Consider the following 18,646-nt stretch of genomic DNA (forward strand, 5'->3'; position numbering starts at 1 on the left):
CCTCGCTAAAAATCAGGAAACGAAAACGATGGCTTTTTGCGCCTGCTTGAGGCGCGCGCTGGGCGGCTGGGAAATGCCCCACTGGTCGACGCGGCCGGGCGGCCAGGTCCAGTCCGAGGGCTGGCCGGCCTGGTAGCTGTCATCGATCTGCTCGACCTCGGCCGTGTATTCGATGACCACGTCGAAGGGGCCGACGAAGTAGTTGAAGGCGTTGTCGCCGGGGCCGTGGCGGCCGGGGCCCCACTCGATGCCGTAACCCGCGTCACGCATGCGGCCGCCGCCGCGCATGACGGACTCCAGGTCGGGCATGAGGAAGGCGATGTGGTTGAGCGCGTCGTTGTCGGTGTCGCCCAGGGCGATGCTGTGGTGGTCATCACCACAGCGCATGAAGGCCATGATGCGGGTGCGGTCCGAGAGCGAGAAGTCGAAGACCTGCTCCATGAAAACACGCGTGGCCTCCACGTCGTGGCTGTTGAGCACGGCGTGGGCCAGGCGCAGGGGCCGGTCCTTGGCTTCGTGCGCATCGGCATGCAAGGTGTCGCCGTGCACCAGGCGGAAGATACGGCCGTCGGCGTCGGTCACGGTGAGGGCAATGCCGTCGCCGGGTTCCTGCACGGGGGCGATGGCTTCGAGCACGCGACCACCGGCTGCCGCGACAGACTGCGCCACGTCGTCCAGCGCGGCACGGCTGCGCGCGCGCAGGGTGACGTTGCGGATGCGTGCCGGACCCGGCGCGAGGTGCAGGGCCAGCAGGTGGTGGTCGGCGCCGGTGCCGCGCAGGTAGAGCGCGTCAGCTGTGCGCGCGACCACGCTCAGGTGCCAGGTGCCGGTGTAGAACGCTTCCGCCTGAACCAGGTCGGGCACGGTGAGGGCCACGCTGCGCAAGGCGGCCACGCGTGAGGAGGCATGGGTCATGCTGTTGTTCCTTGAGAAATGGGCAGGCCCAGGAAACGCCGGGCATTGGCCTGCGTCAGCTGGTCGACGATGGTCTCGTCGAAACCGGCGGCGCGGATGCTTGCTATCGGGCGGGCGTCGTGGAAGTTGAAGGGGTAGTCGGTGCCCACCATGAGCTGGCTGGCGCCGAAGGTGCGCACCAGGTGCTGCAGCGTGGGCGTATCAAACACCAGGGTGTCGTAATAGAGTTCACGCGCCTGCTCGGCGGGTGACTTCAGCACGCTGTCCTTCAGCGCGGGGAAGACGCTCATGGCCTGCTGCAGGCGCGGCAGCAGCATGGCCAGCGTGCCGCCGCCGTGGCTGAAGGCCAGGCGCAGGCCAGGCACTTTGGCCAGCAGATTGCCGGTGAGCACGGAGGCCGCGGCCAGGCCCACGTCGGTGGGGTAGGCCAGCACCTGCTGCAGGGGCGGCGGGCCGACCAGGCGGTCCATGCCCACCGGGCGCAGTGCGTGCACGAAGACCGGCATATCCAGCGCAGCGCAGGCTTCGAAAAAAGGCAGCCAGCGCTGGTCCCCCATGACGACGCCGTTGATGTTGCTGCCGATCTCCACGCCCTTGAGCCCCAGCGAGGTCTTGATGTAAGTCAGTTCGCGGAGGGCCAGGTCCATATCCTGCAGGGGCACGGCGCCCAGGCCGATGAGCCGGCCGCCGGACTCGGCCACCATGCTGGCGATCTGTTCGTTGAGGTAACGCACCAGCTGCGCGCCGACGGCGGGCGCCAGCCAGTAGGACAGCAGCTCGGGCATGGGCGAGATGGCCTGCAAGGCCAACCCCATCTCTTCGAAGTCGGCGAGACGGCGCGAGGTGCTCCAGCTCTTATCGGACACCGTGCGGTAGTTCTTGCCGTCGATCATCACGCTGCGGTGCTGGCAGTCCTGCGCCGGCGCCATGGAGGGCCAACCGGGGGGTGTGGCGCCACCCAGCCAGGCGGGGAATTCACCGGGGATGACGTGGGCGTGCACATCCACGCCGCAGCTGCACTGCATAAGCGGCCCTCTCAGCCTGCGACCAGGCCAGCCGACACCACACCGGCAATGCAGATGGCTTCGTCCAGCACGGCGATGCCCATGGGCTTGTAGCCGGCGCTTCTGGAATGCGCCTGGGCGAGCGTGAGTGTCTGCACCTTGTCTGTCTCCTCGTGGGTGGGTCCGTCTTGACGCGGATCAATTCAGTGATGGGGCGAGTCTAGGGAGAGCTCCATCATTGATCTAGTCGATTCCACAAATACATAGAATCCACGGCATGGATATACGATCGGTCGACCTGAACCTGCTGGTGGTGTTCGACGCCATGCTGCAGCACCGCAACGTGACACGCGCCGGCGAGGCGCTGGGCCTGAGTCAGCCGGCCATGAGCGCGGCGGTGGCCAGGTTGCGCGTGCTCTTCAACGACCCGCTGTTCGTGCGCGCTGGCGCCTTGATGAATCCCACGCCGCGCGCCGAGAGCCTGGGCGCGGTGATCCGGCCTATCGTTCAAACCATCCAGTCCGAGATCCTGCAGCCCTCGGCCTTCGAGCCGGCCACCAGCCAGCGCGCCTACACCCTGCTGACGCCGGACATTGCCGAGATGAACTTCCTGCCGCGCCTGCTGGCGTATCTGGCCGAACACGCGCCGCACATCAGCCTCAAGACCCTGGCCATGCCGCGCCACGCCGCCGCCTCGGCGCTGGAGTCGGGCGCGGCCGAACTGGCCATCGGTTATTTCCCCGACCTGCAGAAGGCCGGCTTCTACCAGCAGCGCCTGATCCGCAGCTCGCACGTCTGTCTGCTGCGCAAGGGGCACCCGCTGGGCCGGGGCAAGCTGACACTGGCCCAGTTCCTCAAGGCCTCGCACGCGGTGGTCAAGCCCGACGGGCGCGAGCACGTGATCGAGCAGTTCCTGCAGGCCAAGGGCATCCAGCGACGGGTGGTGGTGGAGCTCTCGCACTTCATGAGCCTGCTGCCCATCGTCGAGACCTCGGACCTGATCGCCACCGTGCCGCGCGACCTGGCGGAGTTCTTCGTGCAGCACGGGGAGGTGCGCTACGTCGACACCCCGATGAAGTCACCGGTGATCGATGTGCACCTGTTCTGGCACCAGCGTTTCCAGAAGGACTCGGCGCACGTCTGGCTGCGCAAGCAGATCCACGAGCTGTTCCGGCAGGGTTAGAGATGATGCTCTGGCAGAAGAGCAATTTGCACAGCTTCTACGAGCGGGGCTAGAACCTTGCGACGACGGCACGCTGCTGGACCGCTGGCAAACCCGCCCACATCAATTTGGTTGCGCATTCAATCCGCTGTTGTCCAGGCAGCGCTCAATTCTGCTGAGGAATACTCGGAACTGCGATCTCATAAACAATGCACTCGGCGCGAATTTTCATGATCGCTGCGCTACGCTCCTCAAACTTTTTGCTCCCATCAAATGCGATCACTATCTGATCCTTAATGTTCTTGGTGATTTCTTTTCTGGTTTCCGCGATAGCTGAACCGCTAAGTCCAGATGTCTTCAGGGACTGCCCTGCAAAGTTTGTGGCGCCAGCCCAACCACTCAGTGCAGCTATCCCCGCCGCATTTCCTGCGGCATTTGCCGCAGTCAAAGCAGGTGCCAGAACCGTGCCGGCCACCAATCCACTCATCGACAACCAGTAGGCATTTTCCGCTTGCTCTGCAGACTTCCTCTCAAAGCCTGACAGCCTGGGCTGGCAAAAATCCAACTCTTCCTTGAGCCTCGCTTCAATGATCGCCTGATTTTCTCTGTCTTGCTGATCGGTCGTTTTGTTGTCAGCAACTGTCTTCGATATCGACATCGTCTTTGATGCTGATGAGGCCACTGGTGACTTGGGCATTGGTGCGCACCCTGCAATAAAAACCAAGGCAAGTACGACGTATATCTTCATTGAGTCTCCCTTGAAAAACAACCCAAAGATAGCTGCGGCGCATGTCAAGCAAGCAGACGCACACGACACCTTCTTCTGGAAAAATTTTACTGAGAGGCTGCAGAAATAGATATGGTACGAATTCAGTAGCTTTGCACTAGCCAAAATTAGTAGCTTTGCACTTGCCAAATGAAATCAACCGCAAGCACTTTCCCAAGGCAGTTACGCCAGTTCCCTGCCAGCCTCAAGTCAGCAGCACAATAGCCACAGATCAAGAGATCAGGACTTCCCCCATCAATATTTTTACGTAAGTTGGCGTAAGTCAGCTCACTTATCGGCGTTCGGGAAGAACAGCTGTTCGCCGCCGATCTTGTAGGCGGCGATGGCGTTCTGGCCGGCGGGCGAGACGATCCAGTCGACGAACTTCTGCGCCAGCGCCAGCTTGACCTGCGGGTGCCTGGCAGGGTTGACCACCATCACGCCGTACTGGTTGAAGAGGCGGCGGTCGCCTTCGACCAGCACCGCCAGGTCGGCGCGGTTCTTGAAGTTGAGCCAGGTGCCGCGGTCGGCCAGCACGTAGGCGCCGCTGCTGGCGGCGATGTTGAGCGCCGGGCCCATGCCGCAGCCGCATTCCTTGTAGCCGCTGCCCTTGGACTCCAGGCCGGCCATCTTCCAGAAGCGCAGTTCGGCGGCGTGCGTGCCGCTCTTGTCGCCGCGCGAGATGAAGGCACCGTTGACGGCGGCGAGTTTTTTCAGCGCCGCCACGATGTCATTGCCTTTGGTAGCCACCGGGTCGGCCTTGGGGCCGATCAGCACGAAGTCGTTGTACATGACGGCCTGGCGCTGCAGGCCCCAGCCGTCGGCCACGAACTTCTCTTCAGCCACCTGGTCGTGCACGAAGACCACGTCGGCATCGCCGCGGCGCGCCATGTCCAGTGCCTGGCCGGTGCCCAGGGCCACGACCTTGATGTCGATGCCGCTGGCCGCCTTGAAGGCGGGCAGCAGGTAGGTGAACAGGCCCGACTGCTCGGTGGAGGTGGTGGACGACATCACGATGGTCTGGGCCGAGGTCGCCAGTGCAGCGACCGCCAGCGTGGCGCCCAGGGCGGCCTTGAGGACGGCGGATTTGAATATGTTCATACGAGTTCTCCTTTGACAAACAAGGCGGCGGATGGCGAGACGGCCTGCAGCCGTGTCGCGTCGAAAAACTCCTGCACCGGCAGGTCGGCCAGCACACGGCCCATCTCCAGGTAGATGACGCGGCTGGCCAGGCGCTTGACCTGGCCCAGGTTGTGGCTGGCGAAGACGACGGTGACGGGCCGGCCATCCGCGCCGGCAGAAAAGTCGGCGATGAGCTGCTCGACCTCGCGCTTGGCGTGCGGGTCCAGGCTGGCGGTGGGTTCGTCCAGCAGCAGTACCTCAGGGCTCAAGGCCCAGGCCCGTGCCAGGGCCATGCGTTGCTGCTGGCCACCCGAGAGCGTGCGCGCCGGCTGGCCGGCCTGGGGCAACAGGCCCACGCGCTCGAGCGCGAGCAAGGCGCGGCTGCGGGCCTCGCGCCAGGGCGTGCCGCGCAGCCACAGGGCCAGGGCCACGTTGTTCTGCGCCGTGGTGCGCAGCATGAAGGGGCGCTGGAACAGCATGGCCTGGCGCAGGCCGGGGTCGGCCAGGCAGGTGCCGGTCGTAGGCCGCAGCAGGCCGTGCAGCAGGCGCAGCAGGGTGCTCTTGCCGCTGCCGTTGGCACCCAGCAGGGCCACGGATTCGCCGGGCTGGATGCAGAGGTTCAGCTCGCGCAGGGCCTGCAAGGCGCCAAAGGCCAGGCCGGCGGACTGCAGCTCGAAGACGGGCCGGGCCGAACGCTCGATGGCGGCGCCCAGGTCGCGCAGCGCGACGACCCGTGATGGCATGACCGCGCTCATGCCGCTGCCTCCACACCGGTCATCATGCCGCGGCCACTGCCTTCGACGCGCTCGCGCCAGCGGCGCACCAGGGCGATCAGGCTGTTGAGCGCCAGCACCACGCCCAGCAGGATCAGCCCCAGGGCCAGGGCCAGCGGCAGGTCACCCTTGCTGGTTTCCAGGGCGATGGCGGTGGTCATGACACGCGTGAAGCCGTCGATGTTGCCGCCCACGATCATCACGGCGCCCACTTCGGAGATGGCGCGACCGAAGGAGGCCATGAGCATGGTGAGCAGGGCGTAGCGTTCGTCCCAGGCCAGCAGCAGGCCACGCAGGCCGGTGCCCGCGCCCAGGGAGCGCAGCTGCTCGCCGTGCTGGACCTCGGCGTCCTCGATGACCTGGCGCGTCAGCGCGGTGGCCACGGGCAGCACCAGGATGGCCTGGGCCAGCACCATGGCCTCGAAGTTGAAGAGCCAGCCCAGGTGGCCCAGCGGGCCGGAGCGCGAGAGCAGCAGGTAGACCACCAGGCCCACCACCACCGAGGGCACGGCCAGCAGGGTGTTGAGCAGGGTGAGCACGACGTCGCGCCCGGCAAAACGCGCCACGCCCAGCCAGGCCCCCAGCACCACGCCCAGCACGCAGGCGATGGCGCAGGCCGTGGCGCTGACGGCCAGAGACCGGCCAACGATGGCCAGCAGGACGGGATCGAGGGAGGTGATGAGGTGCAGCGCTGTGGACGCGCTTTCGGTGAACGTAGACATGGGCGAGAGTTGTTGTGGGGTATCGTACGGATGGCCCCAAAACCCCACCATATGAACTACCGTGCATAGGTTGCAGTTTCACTACACATTCGTCCCGCAGGCGCAGCAGCAGACCGCCCTGATCCGCAATCCCCTGCTGGACCTGCTGCACGCGGTGCAGGAAAGCGGCTCGATCTCGGGCGCGGCCCGCCAGCTGGCGCTGTCCTACCGTCACGTCTGGGGCGAGCTCAAGCGCTGGGAAAACGAGCTGGGCAATGAGCTGCTGATCTGGGAGAAGGGCCAGTCCGCGCGGCTCAGCGAGTTCGGCACCAAGCTGCTGTGGGCCGAGCGCCAGGCGCAGGCGCGGCTGTCACCCCAGATCGAGGCGCTGCGCGCCGACCTGGAACGCGCCTATGCGGTGGCCTTCGACGATTCGGTGCACGTACTCACGCTCTACGCCAGCCACGACGACGCCCTGAGCGCGCTGCGTGCCCATGCGGCGCAGACGCAGCAACTGCACCTGGACGTACGCTTCACCGGCAGTGTGGACGCGATCCGTGCGCTCAACGAGGGGCGCTGCGTGATGGCTGGCTTCCACACGCTGCAGCAGCCCGGCGTGGGCTCGCTGGCCGAACAGACCTACAAGCCCCTGCTCAAGCCCGGCCTGCACAAGATCATCGGTTTCGCGCGGCGCAGCCAGGGCCTGATGGTGGCCAGGGGCAATCCGCTGGGCCTGCACGGCCTGCAGCAGCTGGCCGGCAGCGGCGCGCGTTTCGTCAACCGCGCCCTGGGCACGGGCACGCGCGTGCTGCTGGACGAGCTGCTCAGGCAGCAGGGCATCGCGACCAGCCGCATCAAGGGCTACCGCCACACCGAACCCTCGCACGCGGCGGTGGCGCAGGCCGTCGCGGCCGGCCAGGCCGATGCGGGCCTGGGCATCGAAGCGGCGGCGCGCGCACGCGGGCTGGACTTCGTGCCCCTGGTCGAGGAGGACTACCACCTGGTCTGCCTGAAATCGGCACTGGACGAACCGGCCGTGCAGGCCCTGTGCAAGGTGCTGCAGGGCGAGGGCTGGCTGCAGCAGTTGCAGCAGCTGCCGGGTTACCACCCGGCCGCCCGCATGGGCGAGGTCCTGGCCATGAGCCGCCTGCTGCCCTGGTGGAACTACCGCACGCCCAAGGAAAAACCCGCGGCCGCCAAAAAACGCGCCGCGAGGTCTGCGCCTCAGAGAGCGCAGGAACGGAAACCGCTGAAGACGTCGTCGCGCCCGGGCAGGTAGTAGTTGCGGTACTTGGGCGATTTCAGGCGCCGGCGCGTGGCCAGCGAGGCGCCGCGCAGCACCTTGTGGGTGCCGAACCAGGGCTCGGAGTAGTCGCGGTAGGGGTCGGCGCTGAAACCCGGGTAGCCGTAGAAGGTGCTGGCCGTCCACTCCCAGACATCGCCCCAGCGGAAACCCCGCCCCGCCACCTGGTGCGCCGCCACTTCCCACTCCACTTCGGTGGGCAGGCGCCGGCCGGCCCAGCGGCACCAGGCGTCGGCCTCCCACCAGCTCACGTGCATCACGGGCGACCAGCCGGCCAGGCGCACGGTCTGGCCGAACCAGCGCTGCAGCACCCCGCCCTGCCCGCCCCCCTTCACGCCGGGACGCGCCAAGCCGATCTGCTCGACATGGCGCGGGGCGCGCCGGCCCTCACGCCGGACCTGGTCCTGCAGCCACTCCCAGCCGGCGGGCAGCCAGAGTTCGGGGCGGTCGTAGCCGCCGTCGGCGACGAATTCGACGTACTGCGTCCAGCTCACGGGCTGGGCATCGATCTCGAACTCGGGCACCGCCACCTCGTGCGCCGGGCGCTCGTTGTCGAAGGTGAAACCGGCGCCTGCATCTGCCCCCAGGCGCCAGCGTGTGGCCGGCAGCCACAGGGGCTCGCGCGCCAGGGCCGGCGCCGGCAGGGCCAGTTGCAGGCGCAGGCCCAGGGTCTGGGCCATGTAGACGAAAGCCTCGCCGTGCATGTCCTCGTGGAACAGGGCCAGGCGGTAGAAGTAGAGCGCGTCGTCCTCGTCCGGGGTCTTGGCCAGCAGCTCCAGCGAAGATTCGAGGGTGGCCAGCAGGTAGGACTTGAGGTCGGTGAGCGGGGGCCATTCGAGGGCCCAGCGCCGGTCGTGCGGCATGCGGCTGGAATCCCACCAGAAATCGGCCTGGGGCAGCAGTGAGGCCAGAGGCGTGGCCTGCGGGTCGGCGCGCGGGCCCTGGTGGCGCTGCAGGTTGCGCCCGATCCAGCGCTCCTGGAACCAGCCCACGTGGCCGAACTCCCACAGGGGCGGGTTGAGTTCGGGCAGCAGGGGCACCTGCAGGCCCTGGGCCCGCAAGGCCTGCTCGTACTGGTCGATCAGGAACAGGGTGTGGTTGCGCGCATCCATCAGCGCCAGGCTCAGCAACTCCCGCCCGGCACCGCGCAGGTCGGCGCTGTCGAGCCGGGCGAAAGCGGGGGCGGGGATTTCGAAGGGCATGGCCCATTATTCCGCATCGGAGCCTGCTGTCGACCTGACCATGCCCTGACTTGCACACAGGCCGGTCTGCATAACTACCTACTGGTGTTTACACCCGGAAACCCGTAAGGGCGCCCCCTATAAAATCAACTGTTTTGCCAGTCGCAGCGGCCGACGCCAGCGCACCCACGGTGCGGCAGGCCGCGCTGGCCCAAGCACCGGCCCCCCCCTTTCCTGGAGCAAGCATGCAGGTACTTCTGAAACTATCGAGGCTGGTCGACAGCCTGAGCAGCCGGGTCGGCCGGATCACCATGTGGCTGATCCTGGCCACCACGATCATCAGCGCCGGCAACGCGATCGTGCGCAAGGCCTTCGGCACCAGCTCCAACGCCCTGCTCGAGATCCAGTGGTACCTGTTTGCCGCCGTCTTCATGCTGGGCGCGGGCTACGGCTTCCTGAAGAACTCCCATGTGCGCATCGACTTCATCTCCACGCGACTCTCCGCACGCACGCGCAACTGGATCGACGTGGGCGGCATCGTGCTGGTGCTGATCCCCTTCTGCGGCATCTGCATCGCCCTGAGCTGGCCACTGTTCACCCAGGCGCTGCTGACAGGCGAGATGTCGCAGAACGCCGGCGGCCTGATCCGCTGGCCGGCCTATGCGCTGATGCCGCTGGGCTTTGCGCTGCTGCTGCTGCAGGCCCTCTCCGAGCTGCTCAAGCGCGCGCTGTTCCTGACCGGCCAGGGGCCGGACAGCCTGAGCGATGCGGCCCACAAGACCGACGAGCAGAAGCACCTGGAAGAACTCGAAGCCATCGCCGAGCGCAAGCTGGCTGGAGAAAAATAAATGGAATTCCTCACCCAACAGTTCGTGCCCGTGATGTTCGTGGGACTGCTGGTCCTGCTGCTGACCGGCTTTCCGGTGGCCTTCGCGCTGGCCGCCACCGGCCTGGGCTTCGGCTTCATCGGCATGGAGCTGGGCCTGTTCCCGGCCTCGCTGTTCCAGGCCCTGCCGCTGCGCATCTTCGGCATCATGCAGAACGACACGCTGCTGGCCATCCCCTTCTTCACCTTCATGGGCATCATCCTGGAGCGCTCGGGCATGGCCGAGGATCTGCTGGAGACGGTGGGCCAGGTGTTCGGCCCGCTGCGCGGCGGCCTGGCCATCGCGGTGATCCTGGTGGGCGCCCTGCTGGCCGCCACCACCGGCGTGGTGGCCGCAGCCGTGATCTCCATGGGCCTGATCTCGCTGCCCATCATGCTGCGCTACGGCTACAGCCGCACCATCGCCATGGGTGCCATCACGGCCTCGGGCACGCTGGCGCAGGCCATTCCGCCCTCGCTGGTGCTGATCGTGCTGGCTGACCAGCTGGGCCGCTCCGTGGGCGACATGTATGCCGGCGCGCTGATCCCCGGCCTGATGCTGGTGGGCCTGTACATCCTGTTCGTGGTGATCGTGGCGCTGGTGCGCCCGGCCATGGTGCCGGCTCTGCCACCCGAAGCCCGCATCTACCGTGAAACCAGCGGCAGCTCTGGCCACCGCTCGCTGGGCCTGCTGTTCCTGATCTGCGCGGCCGTCGGCCTGGCCTGGGCTCAGGTGCACGACCAGCTGATGACGTCCTGGCTGGAGCGCACCACGCCCTCGCCCGGCGACGAGATCGTGATCCTGTCCATGACGCTGGCGTCCCTCACCGGCCTGGCGCTGGCCATCGTCAACCGGCTGACCAGGATGGGCCTGCTCTCGCGCCTGGCCGAGCAGGTGACCTTTGTGCTGATGCCGCCGCTGATCCTGATCTTCCTGGTGCTGGGAACGATCTTCCTGGGCGTGGCCACCCCCACCGAGGGCGGCGCCATGGGCGCGGTCGGTGCGCTGGTGCTGGCCATGGGCAAGAAGCGCCTGGACATGGGGCTGATGAAGCAGGCGCTGGACAACACGGCCAAGCTGGCGTCCTTCGTGCTGTTCATCCTGATCGGCTCCACGGTCTTCAGCTTCACCTTCAACGCGGCCGACGGCCACTTCTGGGTCGAGCACCTGTTTGCCGACATGCCCGGCGGCGCCTGGGGCTTCCTGATCGTGGTGAACATCCTGGTGTTCATCCTGGGCATGTTCATCGACTTCTTCGAGATCGCCTTCATCGTGATCCCGCTGCTCGCACCGGTGGCCGAGAAGATCCTGCCCGGCCTGTTCCCGGGCATGACGGCCGACGTGGCCATGATCTGGTTCGGCGTGATCATCGCCATGAACCTGCAGACCTCCTTCCTGACGCCGCCCTTCGGCTTCGCGCTGTTCTACCTGCGCAGCGTGGCGCCCAAGCACGACTACAAGGACCGCGTCACCGGCCAGACCATCCCGGCCGTGACCACCGGTCAGATCTACAAGGGCTCGATCGCCTTCATCTGCATCCAGCTCTTCATGGTGGGCATCATCATGGCCTTCCCCAACCTGGTCAGCGGCAACATCAGCCAGGTCGAGGGATTGTCGGCCGCCGAAGTGATGCAGCAGCTCGACATCTCGAATGTGGAACCCGAGGAAGAAACCCCGGCGGACGCAGACAAGGACGATGCAGGGCCCGCCGCGGACAAGCTCAAGGCCGCGCCGATGGACGACAACAAGGCCGATGAGGACCCGATGAAGGCCATGGAGGAGTCCATGGCTCGCGAGAGGAAGAAATAAGCGCTCAGCGCAAGACCCGCCCCTCGGGCGCGTTTTGGCCAGCAGGCAGAAAAAAGCCCCGCGTTGCGGGGCTTTTTCGTGGCCGCAGGCCCGGACTCAGAGGTTCTTCTGCGACTGCATGAAGCTGTCGAAACGTGCCTCGGTAAAACGGAACCAGAGGTTCTGCTCGCGGCGGAAGGCGGAGAAGTCGGCGTAGACCTTCTTCCAGTTCTCGTTCTTCGCACTCAGTTCCTCGTAGAAGCCCATGGCGGCCTTGTAGGCTGCGTTCATCACGTCGTTGGGGAAGGGGCGCAGCTTGGTGCCGGCAGCGACGAGCTGCTTGAGCGCCACGGGGTTCTTGACGTCGTAGCGGGCCTGCATGGTCACATGGGCGTGGCTGGCCGCAGCCTGCACGATGGCCTTGTTCTCGGGCGACAGGGCGTCGAAGGCCTTGTTGTTGATGTAGAAATCCAGCTGCGGGCCGCCTTCCCACCAGCCGGGGTAGTAGTAGAAGGGGGCGACCTTGTTGAAGCCCAGCTTCTGGTCGTCATACGGGCCCACCCACTCGGCGGAATCGATGGTGCCCTTTTCCAGCGAGGTGTAGATCTCGCCGGCCGGGATGTTCTGCGGCACGCCGCCGATCCTCTCAAGAATCTTGCCGCCGAAGCCGCCGATGCGCATCTTCAGGCCCTTGATGTCCTTGAGCGACTTGATTTCCTTGCGGTACCAGCCGCCCATCTGCGCGCCGGTGTTGCCGCCGGGGAAGCTGACGATGTTGTACTTGGCATAGAACTCGCGCATGAGCTTGAGGCCGTTGCCCTCGTACTGCCAGGCAGTCATCTGGCGGCTGTTCAGGCCGAAGGGGATGGCGCAGCCGAAGGCGAAGGTCTCGTCCTTGCCGAAGAAGTAATAGGGGGCGGTGTGGGCCATTTCCACGGAACCCTGCTGCACGCCGTCGACCACGCCGAAGGCGGGCATGATCTCGCCGGCCGGATGGACCGAGATCTCGAACTTGCCGCCGGACATGGCCTTCACCGCATTGGCGAACACCTCGGCCGCGCCGAAGATGGTGTCGAGCGACTTCGGGAAGCTGGAGGCCAGGCGCCAGCGGATGGCGGCCTGGGCATGCACCGCGGGGGCGACGCCAGCCGCCAGGACGCCGGCAATGCCGGCCTGCTTGATGAGGGAACGACGATCCATGATATGTCTCCAACTGATGAACTGAGGTGGGCCGATTCTAGGAACGGCTCTCAGAGGGAGGCATAGGGAGTTACCCCCGTACGCGCTTCTACGCAAAAGAAAACGGGCCCGCAGGCCCGTTCCTTGTGTTCATTGTCGCTCTGCTTACAGTTTGGCGGAGGACATGTAGCCGTCGTAGCGGAACTCGGAGAAACGCGCCCACAGGATCTGGTCGCGCTGGAAGGCGCGCATGTCCTGGTGGATCTTCTTGAATTCGGGCGACTTGGCCTCGTGCTCGGCAAAGACTTCCATGGCGGCCTTGTAGCCGGCGTCCATGATTTCCTTGGAGAAAGGCTTGAGCTGGGTCTTGGCCGCCACCAGACGCTTGAGCGCCAGCGGGTTCCTGGCGTCGTACTTGGCCGTCATGTCACGCGCGGCCACGGCGGTGGCAGCGTCGACGATGGCCTGGTTCTCGGCCGACAGCGCAGCGTAGGCCTTCTTGTTGATGAAGAACTCGAGCTCGGCGCCACCTTCCCACCAGCCGGGGTAGTAGTAGAAGGGAGCGACCTTGTTGAAACCCAGCTTCTCGTCGTCGTAGGGGCCGACGAATTCGGTGGCGTCCAGCGTGCCCTTTTCCAGGGCCTGGTAGACCTCACCGGCGGGCATGTTCTGGGCCACCACGCCCAGCTTCTGCATGGTCTCGCCGAACAGGCCACCACCCATGCGCATCTTCAGGCCCTTGAGGTCCTTGACGGTCTTGATCTCCTTGCGATACCAGCCGCCCATCTGGGTGCCGGTGTTGCCCGCGCTGGCGCTCTTGATGTTGTACTGGTCGAAGAAGGCGTCCATGAGCTTGCGGCCGTTGCCGTGCTCCATCCAGGCGTCCATCTGGCGTGCGGTCAGGCCGAAGGGCACGGCGCAGCCGAAGGCGAAGATGGGGCTCTTGCCGGTGAAGTAGTAGGGCGCGGTCTGCGCCATCTCGACGGTGTTGTTCTGGATGGCATCCACCACGCCGAAGGCGGGCATCAGATCGCCGGCGGCGTGCACCGAGACTTCGAACTTGCCGCCCGACAGGGCCTTGACGGTCTGCGAGAACTTCTCGGCGCTGCCGAAGATGGTGTCGAGCGACTTGGGGAAACTCGAAGCGAGGCGCCAGCGAACGGCAGCTTGCGCGTGTACGGCGGGGGCGGCACCAGCGGCCAGCACGCCGGCAATGCCGGCCTGCTTGATGAGGGAACGACGATCCATGGTCAACTCCAGTAGAAAGATAGGGATTCAGCATCCCGGGCACCGACGTGCACCGGAAAGGGGCAAGTGTAGCCCTGACGGCAAGGGCAAACCCTAGGTAATCGCCACAGCGGCCACGACCATGGCCGCAGACTCAGCCCACGACCTTGAGCGCAGGTTTCGCTTGTGCGGTCAGCGCCGGGTAACGCTTTTCGATGGCGGCCTGGATGCCCGCCGCGTCCAGGCCCTGCAAGGCCAGCAGCCTGGTCGGGTCGCCATGCTCGATGAAGACATCGGTCAGGCCCAGCTGCAGCAGCGGCTTGAGCACCCCCGCGGCCTGCAGGGCCTCGCCCACCGCACTGCCGGCGCCGCCCATGATGGCGCCCTCCTCCACCGTGACCAGGGCCTCGTGCGTGGCGGCCACCTTGAGCAGCAGTTCCACGTCCAGCGGCTTGGCCCAGCGCATGTTCACCACCGTGGCGCCCAGCTTCTCGGCCGCAGCCAGGGCCGGGTAGAGCAGCGTGCCGAAGGCGAGGATGGCGATACCCTTGCCCTGGCGGCGCACTTCGCCCTTGCCGTAAGGCAGGCCCGACAGACCGGCAACGGGGGCCACACCGACGCCGGCGCCGCGCGGATAGCGCACGGCCACGGGGTGGTCCTGTTCGAAAGCCGTGCTCAGCAGCTGTCGGCATTCACGCTCGTCGGCCGGGCAGGCCACGGCCATGTTGGGTATGCAGCGCAGGTAGGGGATGTCGTAGGCACCGGCGTGCGTGGCACCGTCGGCACCCACCAGGCCCGCGCGGTCCAGCGCGAACACCACGGGCAGGTTCTGCAGGGCCACGTCGTGGATCAGCTGGTCGTAGCCGCGCTGCAGGAAGGTGGAGTAGATGGCCAGAACGGGCTTGAGCCCTTCGCAGGCCAGGCCGGCGGCAAAGGTGACGGCGTGCTGCTCGGCAATGCCGACGTCGTAATAACGGCCGGGGAAACGCTGGTGGAACTCCACCATGCCCGAGCCCTCGCGCATGGCGGGCGTGATGCCGACCAGGCGCTCGTCCTGCTCGGCCATGTCGCACAGCCACTGGCCGAAGACCTGGGTGAAGGTCTGCTTCGGGGTCGTGGCGGGCTTGACCAGGCCCACGGCCGGGTCGAACTTGCCAGGGCCGTGGTAGGCCACGGGGTCGGCCTCGGCCAGCTTGTAGCCCTGGCCCTTCTTGGTGACCACGTGCAGGAACTGCGGCCCCTTGAGGTGCTTGATGTTCTCCAGCGTGGGGATCAGCGAGTCGAGGTCGTGGCCGTCGATGGGGCCGATGTAGTTGAAGCCGAATTTCTCGAACAGCGTGGCCGGCACCACCATGCCCTTGGCGTGTTCCTCGAAGCGCTTGGCCAGCTCGAACAGCGGCGGCGCGCCCTTGAGCACCTGTTTGCCCACGTTCTTGGCAGCGGCGTAGAAACGCCCGCTCATGAGCTGGGCCAGGTAGCGGTTCAGCGCACCCACCGGCGGGCTGATGGACATGTCGTTGTCGTTGAGGATGACCAGCAGCTTGCAGTCTTCGACGCCGCCGTGGTTCAGTGCCTCGAAGGCCATGCCGGCCGTCATGGCGCCGTCGCCGATGACGGCAATGGCGTGGCGGTCCTCGCCCTTCTGGCGCGCCGCCAGGGCCATGCCCAGCGCGGCAGAGATGGAGGTGCTGCTGTGCGCAGTGCCGAAGGCATCAAAAGCGCTCTCGCTGCGTTGCGGAAAACCGCTGAGCCCGCCGAGCTGGCGCAAGGTGTGCATGCGCTCGCGCCGGCCGGTCAGGATCTTGTGCGGGTAGGTCTGGTGGCCCACGTCCCAGACCAGGCGGTCTTCGGGCGTGTTGAAGACGTAGTGCAGTGCCACCGTGAGTTCCACGGTGCCCAGGTTGGAGCTGAGGTGGCCGCCGGTCTTGGAGACGCTGTCAAGCACGTAGGCGCGCAGCTCGTCGGCCAGGGGGCGCAACTCGGCGCGCGACAGCCGGCGCAACTCGGCCGGGTCGTTGATCGTCTGCAGCAGGGGATAAGAGGTATCGGACATGCTCTTGCTCAATTGTCGCGGTTCACCACCATGTCGGCCAGGGCGCGCAGGGCGCGTGTGTCGGCCAGGCCGCTGGTCTCCAGGGCCTGCAAGGCCTGCGCATACAGCTCCTGCGCGTAGGCGCGGGAGCGCGCCAGCCCCAGCAGGGACACATAGGTGGGCTTGTCCTGCTCGGCATCCTTGCCGGCCGTCTTGCCCAGCGTGGCGGAATCGGCCGTCACGTCGAGGATGTCGTCCACCACCTGGAAGGCCAGGCCAAGGGCGGCACCGTAATCGCTCAAGGCCTGACGCTGGCCGGCGCTCACCTCACCGCAGGCCGCGCCCATCAGCACGCTGCCCTGCAGCAGGGCGCCGGTCTTGAGACGGTGCATCTGGCGCAGTTGCGTTTCATCGAGCTTCACACCGACGCTGGCCAGGTCGATGGCCTGGCCGCCGGCCATGCCCGCGCTGCCGGCCGCGTGCGCGAGCAGACGGCACAGGCGCGCCTGCATGGCTTCGGGAACGTTGTCGCTTTCGGGGGTGAGCAACTCGAAGGCCAGGGCCTGCAGCGCGTCGCCGGCCAACAGGGCGCCGGCCTCGCCAAACTTCACGTGCACCGTGGGCTTGCCCCGGCGCAGCACGTCGTTGTCCATGCAGGGCATGTCGTCGTGCACCAGGGAATAGGCGTGGATCAGTTCCGCAGCGCAGGCGGCGCGCAGCGCGGCGCGCTCGTTGCCGCCCACGGCTTCGGACGCGGCCAGCACCAGCAGCGGCCGCAGGCGCTTGCCGCCGTCGAGCACCGAATAGCGCATGGCTTCACCCAGGCCGGCCGGGGCCTCGATGCCGACCCAGGTCTCCAGCGCACGTTCCACGCGCACCAGCCGCTCGGCGCTCCAGCCGCGCAAATCGAAATCCATCTTCACATTCACTCGGGTGTCCATGTCTTGAGGGTGCCTTCGTCCAGCACCTTGATCTGGCCTTCGACGGCCTCCAGCTTGTCGCGGCAGAACTTCAGCAGCTCGGCGCCGCGCTGGTAGCCCGTGAGCAGCTGCTCCAGCGGCAGTTCGCCGGACTCCAGCCGGCTGACCAGCTGTTCGAGTTCCTGCAAGGCCGCCTCGTAGCTGACGGGGGTGCCGGATGCGGGCGTGGATGTGGGAGCCTTGGCCATGGAAACAGGACGGTGTAAACGCAGCATTTTAGGCCGTGCGCCGCCTTTGGGCCGGGCCACCACCACCACAGGGCCCTGAAATACGGTGCCGGAACGCAAAATAGCTCGCAGCGGCCGGCGTCGAGCGCCCCCCGGGGTACAATCCCGGGCTCTCCTGGCCTGCCGTGCTGGCAACGCCTTTTCTTTTGTCACGCCTCGGGGCGTACCTCCCTGTGGGGAGTCTTTAGGTCAGGTCACCCATGTCTGATTTAAGTCTTCGACTGCAGCAGGCGCACAGCCAACTACCAGTTTCAAGCTACTTCGACGAAGCGCTGTTCCAGCGCGAGATGGCACTCATTTTCGGACGCGGCCCGCGTTATGTGGGCCATGCCGCGAGCGTCCCCGAAGTCGGCGACTATTACGCCCTCCCCCAGGAAAAGGAAGGGCGGGCCCTGGTGCGCACGCCCTCCGGCGTGGAACTCATCTCCAACGTCTGCCGGCATCGCCAGGCCGTGATGCTCAAGGGCCGCGGCTCGCTCCAGGCCACCGCGCCCGGCAGCGCCGGCGGCAACATCGTCTGCCCGCTGCACCGCTGGACCTACTCTTCCCAGGGCCAGCTGATCGGCGCGCCGCATTTCGCGCACGACCCCTGCCTGAACCTGAACAACTACAAGTTGCAGGAGTGGAACGGCCTGCTCTTCGAAGACAACGGCCGCGACATCGCCGCCGACCTGGCCGGCATGGGCCCGCGCGCGCAGCTCGATTTCACCGGCTTCACCCTGGACCGGGTAGAACTGCACGAGTGCAACTACAACTGGAAGACCTTCATCGAGGTCTATCTGGAGGACTACCACGTCGGCCCCTTCCACCCGGGCCTGGGCCACTTCGTGACCTGCGAAGACCTGAACTGGGAGTTCAAGGAACACTACTCGGTGCAGACCGTGGGCGTGTCCAGCGCCTTCCAGCGCCCGGGCTCACCGGTCTACCAGCGCTGGCACGATGCCCTGCTGAAGTACCGCAACGGCCAGCTGCCCGAGCGCGGCGCGATCTGGCTGACCTACTACCCGCACATCATGGTCGAGTGGTACCCGCACGTGCTGACCGTCTCCACGCTGCACCCCGTCAGCCCCGGCAAGACGCTCAACATGGTGGAGTTCTACTACCCCGAAGAAATCACCGCCTTCGAACGCGAATTCGTCGAAGCCCAGCAGGCCGCCTACATGGAAACCTGCATCGAAGACGACGAGATCGGCGAGCGCATGGACGCGGGGCGCCGTGCGCTGCACGAGCGCGGGGACAACGAGGTTGGTCCTTACCAGAGCCCCATGGAGGATGGCATGCAGCATTTTCATGAGTGGTATCGGAAGCAGATGGCCTTGTGATTTTCCGAACCCCTCGTCACTGACCTTCAAGCACGTGGTCTCATTCCCTGACGGGGCACTTAACAACCCCCCACTCACCCCCCCCCCCCCCCCCCCCC

The 18,646-nt window shown here is 66.2% G+C and carries 18 protein-coding genes; 5 read left to right on the plus strand and 13 right to left on the minus strand.

All coding sequences use genetic code 11. The features are described from left to right. Positions 1 to 12 precede the first annotated feature (12 nt). Genes AO057_RS15235 through AO057_RS18440 form a run of 3 tightly spaced genes read right to left on the minus strand, consistent with a single transcriptional unit; the run spans position 13 to position 2,077 of the window. Positions 13 to 915 carry a VOC family protein gene (locus tag AO057_RS15235; protein WP_057676750.1) on the minus strand — a complete coding sequence of 301 codons (903 nt, stop codon included), beginning with the start codon at positions 913 to 915 and terminating at the stop codon, positions 13 to 15. Beyond that, on the minus strand, positions 912 to 1,940 hold the full coding sequence (locus AO057_RS15240; RefSeq protein WP_057676751.1) for an amidohydrolase family protein: 1,029 nt from the start codon (positions 1,938 to 1,940) through the stop codon (positions 912 to 914). The genes AO057_RS15235 and AO057_RS15240 overlap by 4 nt, the downstream gene beginning before the upstream one ends. Before the next feature lie 11 nt (positions 1,941 to 1,951). Next, positions 1,952 to 2,077, minus strand: coding sequence for a hypothetical protein (locus AO057_RS18440; RefSeq protein ID WP_256380096.1), 126 nt, complete (start codon positions 2,075 to 2,077; stop codon positions 1,952 to 1,954). 119 nt (positions 2,078 to 2,196) lie between these two features. Between AO057_RS18440 and AO057_RS15245 the strand changes: the two genes are divergently transcribed. Then, positions 2,197 to 3,102 (plus strand): LysR family transcriptional regulator, encoded by a 906-nt coding sequence (locus AO057_RS15245; protein WP_082605586.1) that lies wholly within the window; start codon positions 2,197 to 2,199, stop codon positions 3,100 to 3,102. A 145-nt stretch (positions 3,103 to 3,247) separates the two neighbouring features. Here AO057_RS15245 and AO057_RS15250 read toward each other — a convergent pair whose 3' ends face one another. The 4 genes from AO057_RS15250 to AO057_RS15265 all read right to left on the minus strand — a co-directional run bounded on the left by AO057_RS15250 (position 3,248) and on the right by AO057_RS15265 (position 6,464). Beyond that, positions 3,248 to 3,829: a hypothetical protein gene (locus tag AO057_RS15250; protein WP_156404573.1), complete on the minus strand. Its 582-nt coding sequence runs from the start codon at positions 3,827 to 3,829 to the stop codon at positions 3,248 to 3,250. 306 nt (positions 3,830 to 4,135) lie between these two features. Further along, positions 4,136 to 4,948: an ABC transporter substrate-binding protein gene (locus tag AO057_RS15255; protein ID WP_057676753.1), complete on the minus strand. Its 813-nt coding sequence runs from the start codon at positions 4,946 to 4,948 to the stop codon at positions 4,136 to 4,138. Beyond that, positions 4,945 to 5,712 (minus strand): ATP-binding cassette domain-containing protein, encoded by a 768-nt coding sequence (locus AO057_RS15260; protein ID WP_156404574.1) that lies wholly within the window; start codon positions 5,710 to 5,712, stop codon positions 4,945 to 4,947. Before AO057_RS15260 ends, AO057_RS15255 begins: the two co-directional genes overlap by 4 nt. Positions 5,713 to 5,720: 8 nt before the next feature. Beyond that, a complete protein-coding gene (locus AO057_RS15265; protein WP_057676754.1) occupies positions 5,721 to 6,464 on the minus strand; it encodes an ABC transporter permease in 744 nt (247 codons plus the stop codon). Between the two features lie 61 nt (positions 6,465 to 6,525). On the opposite strand from AO057_RS15265, the gene AO057_RS15270 reads away from it, so the two are divergent. After that, positions 6,526 to 7,722 carry a substrate-binding domain-containing protein gene (locus AO057_RS15270; RefSeq protein WP_082605588.1) on the plus strand — a complete coding sequence of 399 codons (1,197 nt, stop codon included), beginning with the start codon at positions 6,526 to 6,528 and terminating at the stop codon, positions 7,720 to 7,722. Here AO057_RS15270 and senA read toward each other — a convergent pair. Further along, positions 7,668 to 8,948, minus strand: coding sequence for a selenoneine synthase SenA (senA, locus tag AO057_RS15275; RefSeq protein WP_057676755.1), 1,281 nt, complete (start codon positions 8,946 to 8,948; stop codon positions 7,668 to 7,670). The two genes, AO057_RS15270 and senA, sit on opposite strands and share 55 nt — an antisense overlap. Positions 8,949 to 9,172: 224 nt before the next feature. Between senA and AO057_RS15280 the strand changes: the two genes are divergently transcribed. Continuing rightward, a complete protein-coding gene (locus AO057_RS15280; protein ID WP_057676756.1) occupies positions 9,173 to 9,775 on the plus strand; it encodes a TRAP transporter small permease subunit in 603 nt (200 codons plus the stop codon). Next, positions 9,776 to 11,602: a TRAP transporter large permease gene (locus AO057_RS15285; RefSeq protein WP_057676757.1), complete on the plus strand. Its 1,827-nt coding sequence runs from the start codon at positions 9,776 to 9,778 to the stop codon at positions 11,600 to 11,602. It begins immediately after the preceding gene. Between the two features lie 96 nt (positions 11,603 to 11,698). On the opposite strand, the gene AO057_RS15290 is transcribed toward AO057_RS15285, so the two are convergent. The 5 genes from AO057_RS15290 to AO057_RS15310 all read right to left on the minus strand — a co-directional run bounded on the left by AO057_RS15290 (position 11,699) and on the right by AO057_RS15310 (position 17,187). Then, the gene (locus AO057_RS15290; protein WP_057676758.1) at positions 11,699 to 12,781 is read right to left on the minus strand and encodes a TRAP transporter substrate-binding protein; all 1,083 of its coding nucleotides are present in this window, start codon (positions 12,779 to 12,781) and stop codon (positions 11,699 to 11,701) included. Between the two features lie 144 nt (positions 12,782 to 12,925). Further along, complete coding sequence (locus tag AO057_RS15295) at positions 12,926 to 14,008, minus strand: TRAP transporter substrate-binding protein (protein WP_057676759.1); 1,083 nt, start codon at positions 14,006 to 14,008, stop codon at positions 12,926 to 12,928. Between the two features lie 133 nt (positions 14,009 to 14,141). Further along, a complete protein-coding gene (dxs, locus tag AO057_RS15300; protein ID WP_057676760.1) occupies positions 14,142 to 16,040 on the minus strand; it encodes a 1-deoxy-D-xylulose-5-phosphate synthase in 1,899 nt (632 codons plus the stop codon). An 8-nt stretch (positions 16,041 to 16,048) separates the two neighbouring features. Next, on the minus strand, positions 16,049 to 16,960 hold the full coding sequence (locus tag AO057_RS15305; protein ID WP_057676761.1) for a polyprenyl synthetase family protein: 912 nt from the start codon (positions 16,958 to 16,960) through the stop codon (positions 16,049 to 16,051). Then, the gene (locus tag AO057_RS15310; protein ID WP_057676762.1) at positions 16,945 to 17,187 is read right to left on the minus strand and encodes an exodeoxyribonuclease VII small subunit; all 243 of its coding nucleotides are present in this window, start codon (positions 17,185 to 17,187) and stop codon (positions 16,945 to 16,947) included. Before AO057_RS15310 ends, AO057_RS15305 begins: the two co-directional genes overlap by 16 nt. Positions 17,188 to 17,426: 239 nt before the next feature. On the opposite strand from AO057_RS15310, the gene AO057_RS15315 reads away from it, so the two are divergent. Then, a complete protein-coding gene (locus AO057_RS15315) occupies positions 17,427 to 18,548 on the plus strand; it encodes an aromatic ring-hydroxylating oxygenase subunit alpha (protein WP_057676763.1) in 1,122 nt (373 codons plus the stop codon). The last annotated feature ends 98 nt before the right edge of the window (positions 18,549 to 18,646 follow it).

It is taken from the genome of Curvibacter sp. PAE-UM, from assembly GCF_001432305.1.
Lineage (GTDB): Bacteria > Pseudomonadota > Gammaproteobacteria > Burkholderiales > Burkholderiaceae_C > Hylemonella.

What these genes read in the sequence shown, in the direction of transcription:
- AO057_RS15235 (WP_057676750.1), bottom strand. Translation starts at nt 915, where the DNA reads ATGACCCATGCCTCCTCACGCGTGGCCGCCTTGCGCAGCGTGGCCCTC.
- AO057_RS15240 (WP_057676751.1), bottom strand. Translation starts at nt 1,940, where the DNA reads ATGCAGTGCAGCTGCGGCGTGGATGTGCACGCCCACGTCATCCCCGGT.
- AO057_RS15245 (WP_082605586.1), top strand. Translation starts at nt 2,197, where the DNA reads ATGGATATACGATCGGTCGACCTGAACCTGCTGGTGGTGTTCGACGCC.
- AO057_RS15250 (WP_156404573.1), bottom strand. Translation starts at nt 3,829, where the DNA reads ATGAAGATATACGTCGTACTTGCCTTGGTTTTTATTGCAGGGTGCGCA.
- AO057_RS15255 (WP_057676753.1), bottom strand. Translation starts at nt 4,948, where the DNA reads ATGAACATATTCAAATCCGCCGTCCTCAAGGCCGCCCTGGGCGCCACG.
- AO057_RS15260 (WP_156404574.1), bottom strand. Translation starts at nt 5,712, where the DNA reads ATGCCATCACGGGTCGTCGCGCTGCGCGACCTGGGCGCCGCCATCGAG.
- AO057_RS15265 (WP_057676754.1), bottom strand. Translation starts at nt 6,464, where the DNA reads ATGTCTACGTTCACCGAAAGCGCGTCCACAGCGCTGCACCTCATCACC.
- senA (WP_057676755.1), bottom strand. Translation starts at nt 8,948, where the DNA reads ATGCCCTTCGAAATCCCCGCCCCCGCTTTCGCCCGGCTCGACAGCGCC.
- AO057_RS15280 (WP_057676756.1), top strand. Translation starts at nt 9,173, where the DNA reads ATGCAGGTACTTCTGAAACTATCGAGGCTGGTCGACAGCCTGAGCAGC.
- AO057_RS15285 (WP_057676757.1), top strand. Translation starts at nt 9,776, where the DNA reads ATGGAATTCCTCACCCAACAGTTCGTGCCCGTGATGTTCGTGGGACTG.
- AO057_RS15290 (WP_057676758.1), bottom strand. Translation starts at nt 12,781, where the DNA reads ATGGATCGTCGTTCCCTCATCAAGCAGGCCGGCATTGCCGGCGTCCTG.
- AO057_RS15295 (WP_057676759.1), bottom strand. Translation starts at nt 14,008, where the DNA reads ATGGATCGTCGTTCCCTCATCAAGCAGGCCGGCATTGCCGGCGTGCTG.
- dxs (WP_057676760.1), bottom strand. Translation starts at nt 16,040, where the DNA reads ATGTCCGATACCTCTTATCCCCTGCTGCAGACGATCAACGACCCGGCC.
- AO057_RS15305 (WP_057676761.1), bottom strand. Translation starts at nt 16,960, where the DNA reads ATGGACACCCGAGTGAATGTGAAGATGGATTTCGATTTGCGCGGCTGG.
- AO057_RS15310 (WP_057676762.1), bottom strand. Translation starts at nt 17,187, where the DNA reads ATGGCCAAGGCTCCCACATCCACGCCCGCATCCGGCACCCCCGTCAGC.
- AO057_RS15315 (WP_057676763.1), top strand. Translation starts at nt 17,427, where the DNA reads ATGTCTGATTTAAGTCTTCGACTGCAGCAGGCGCACAGCCAACTACCA.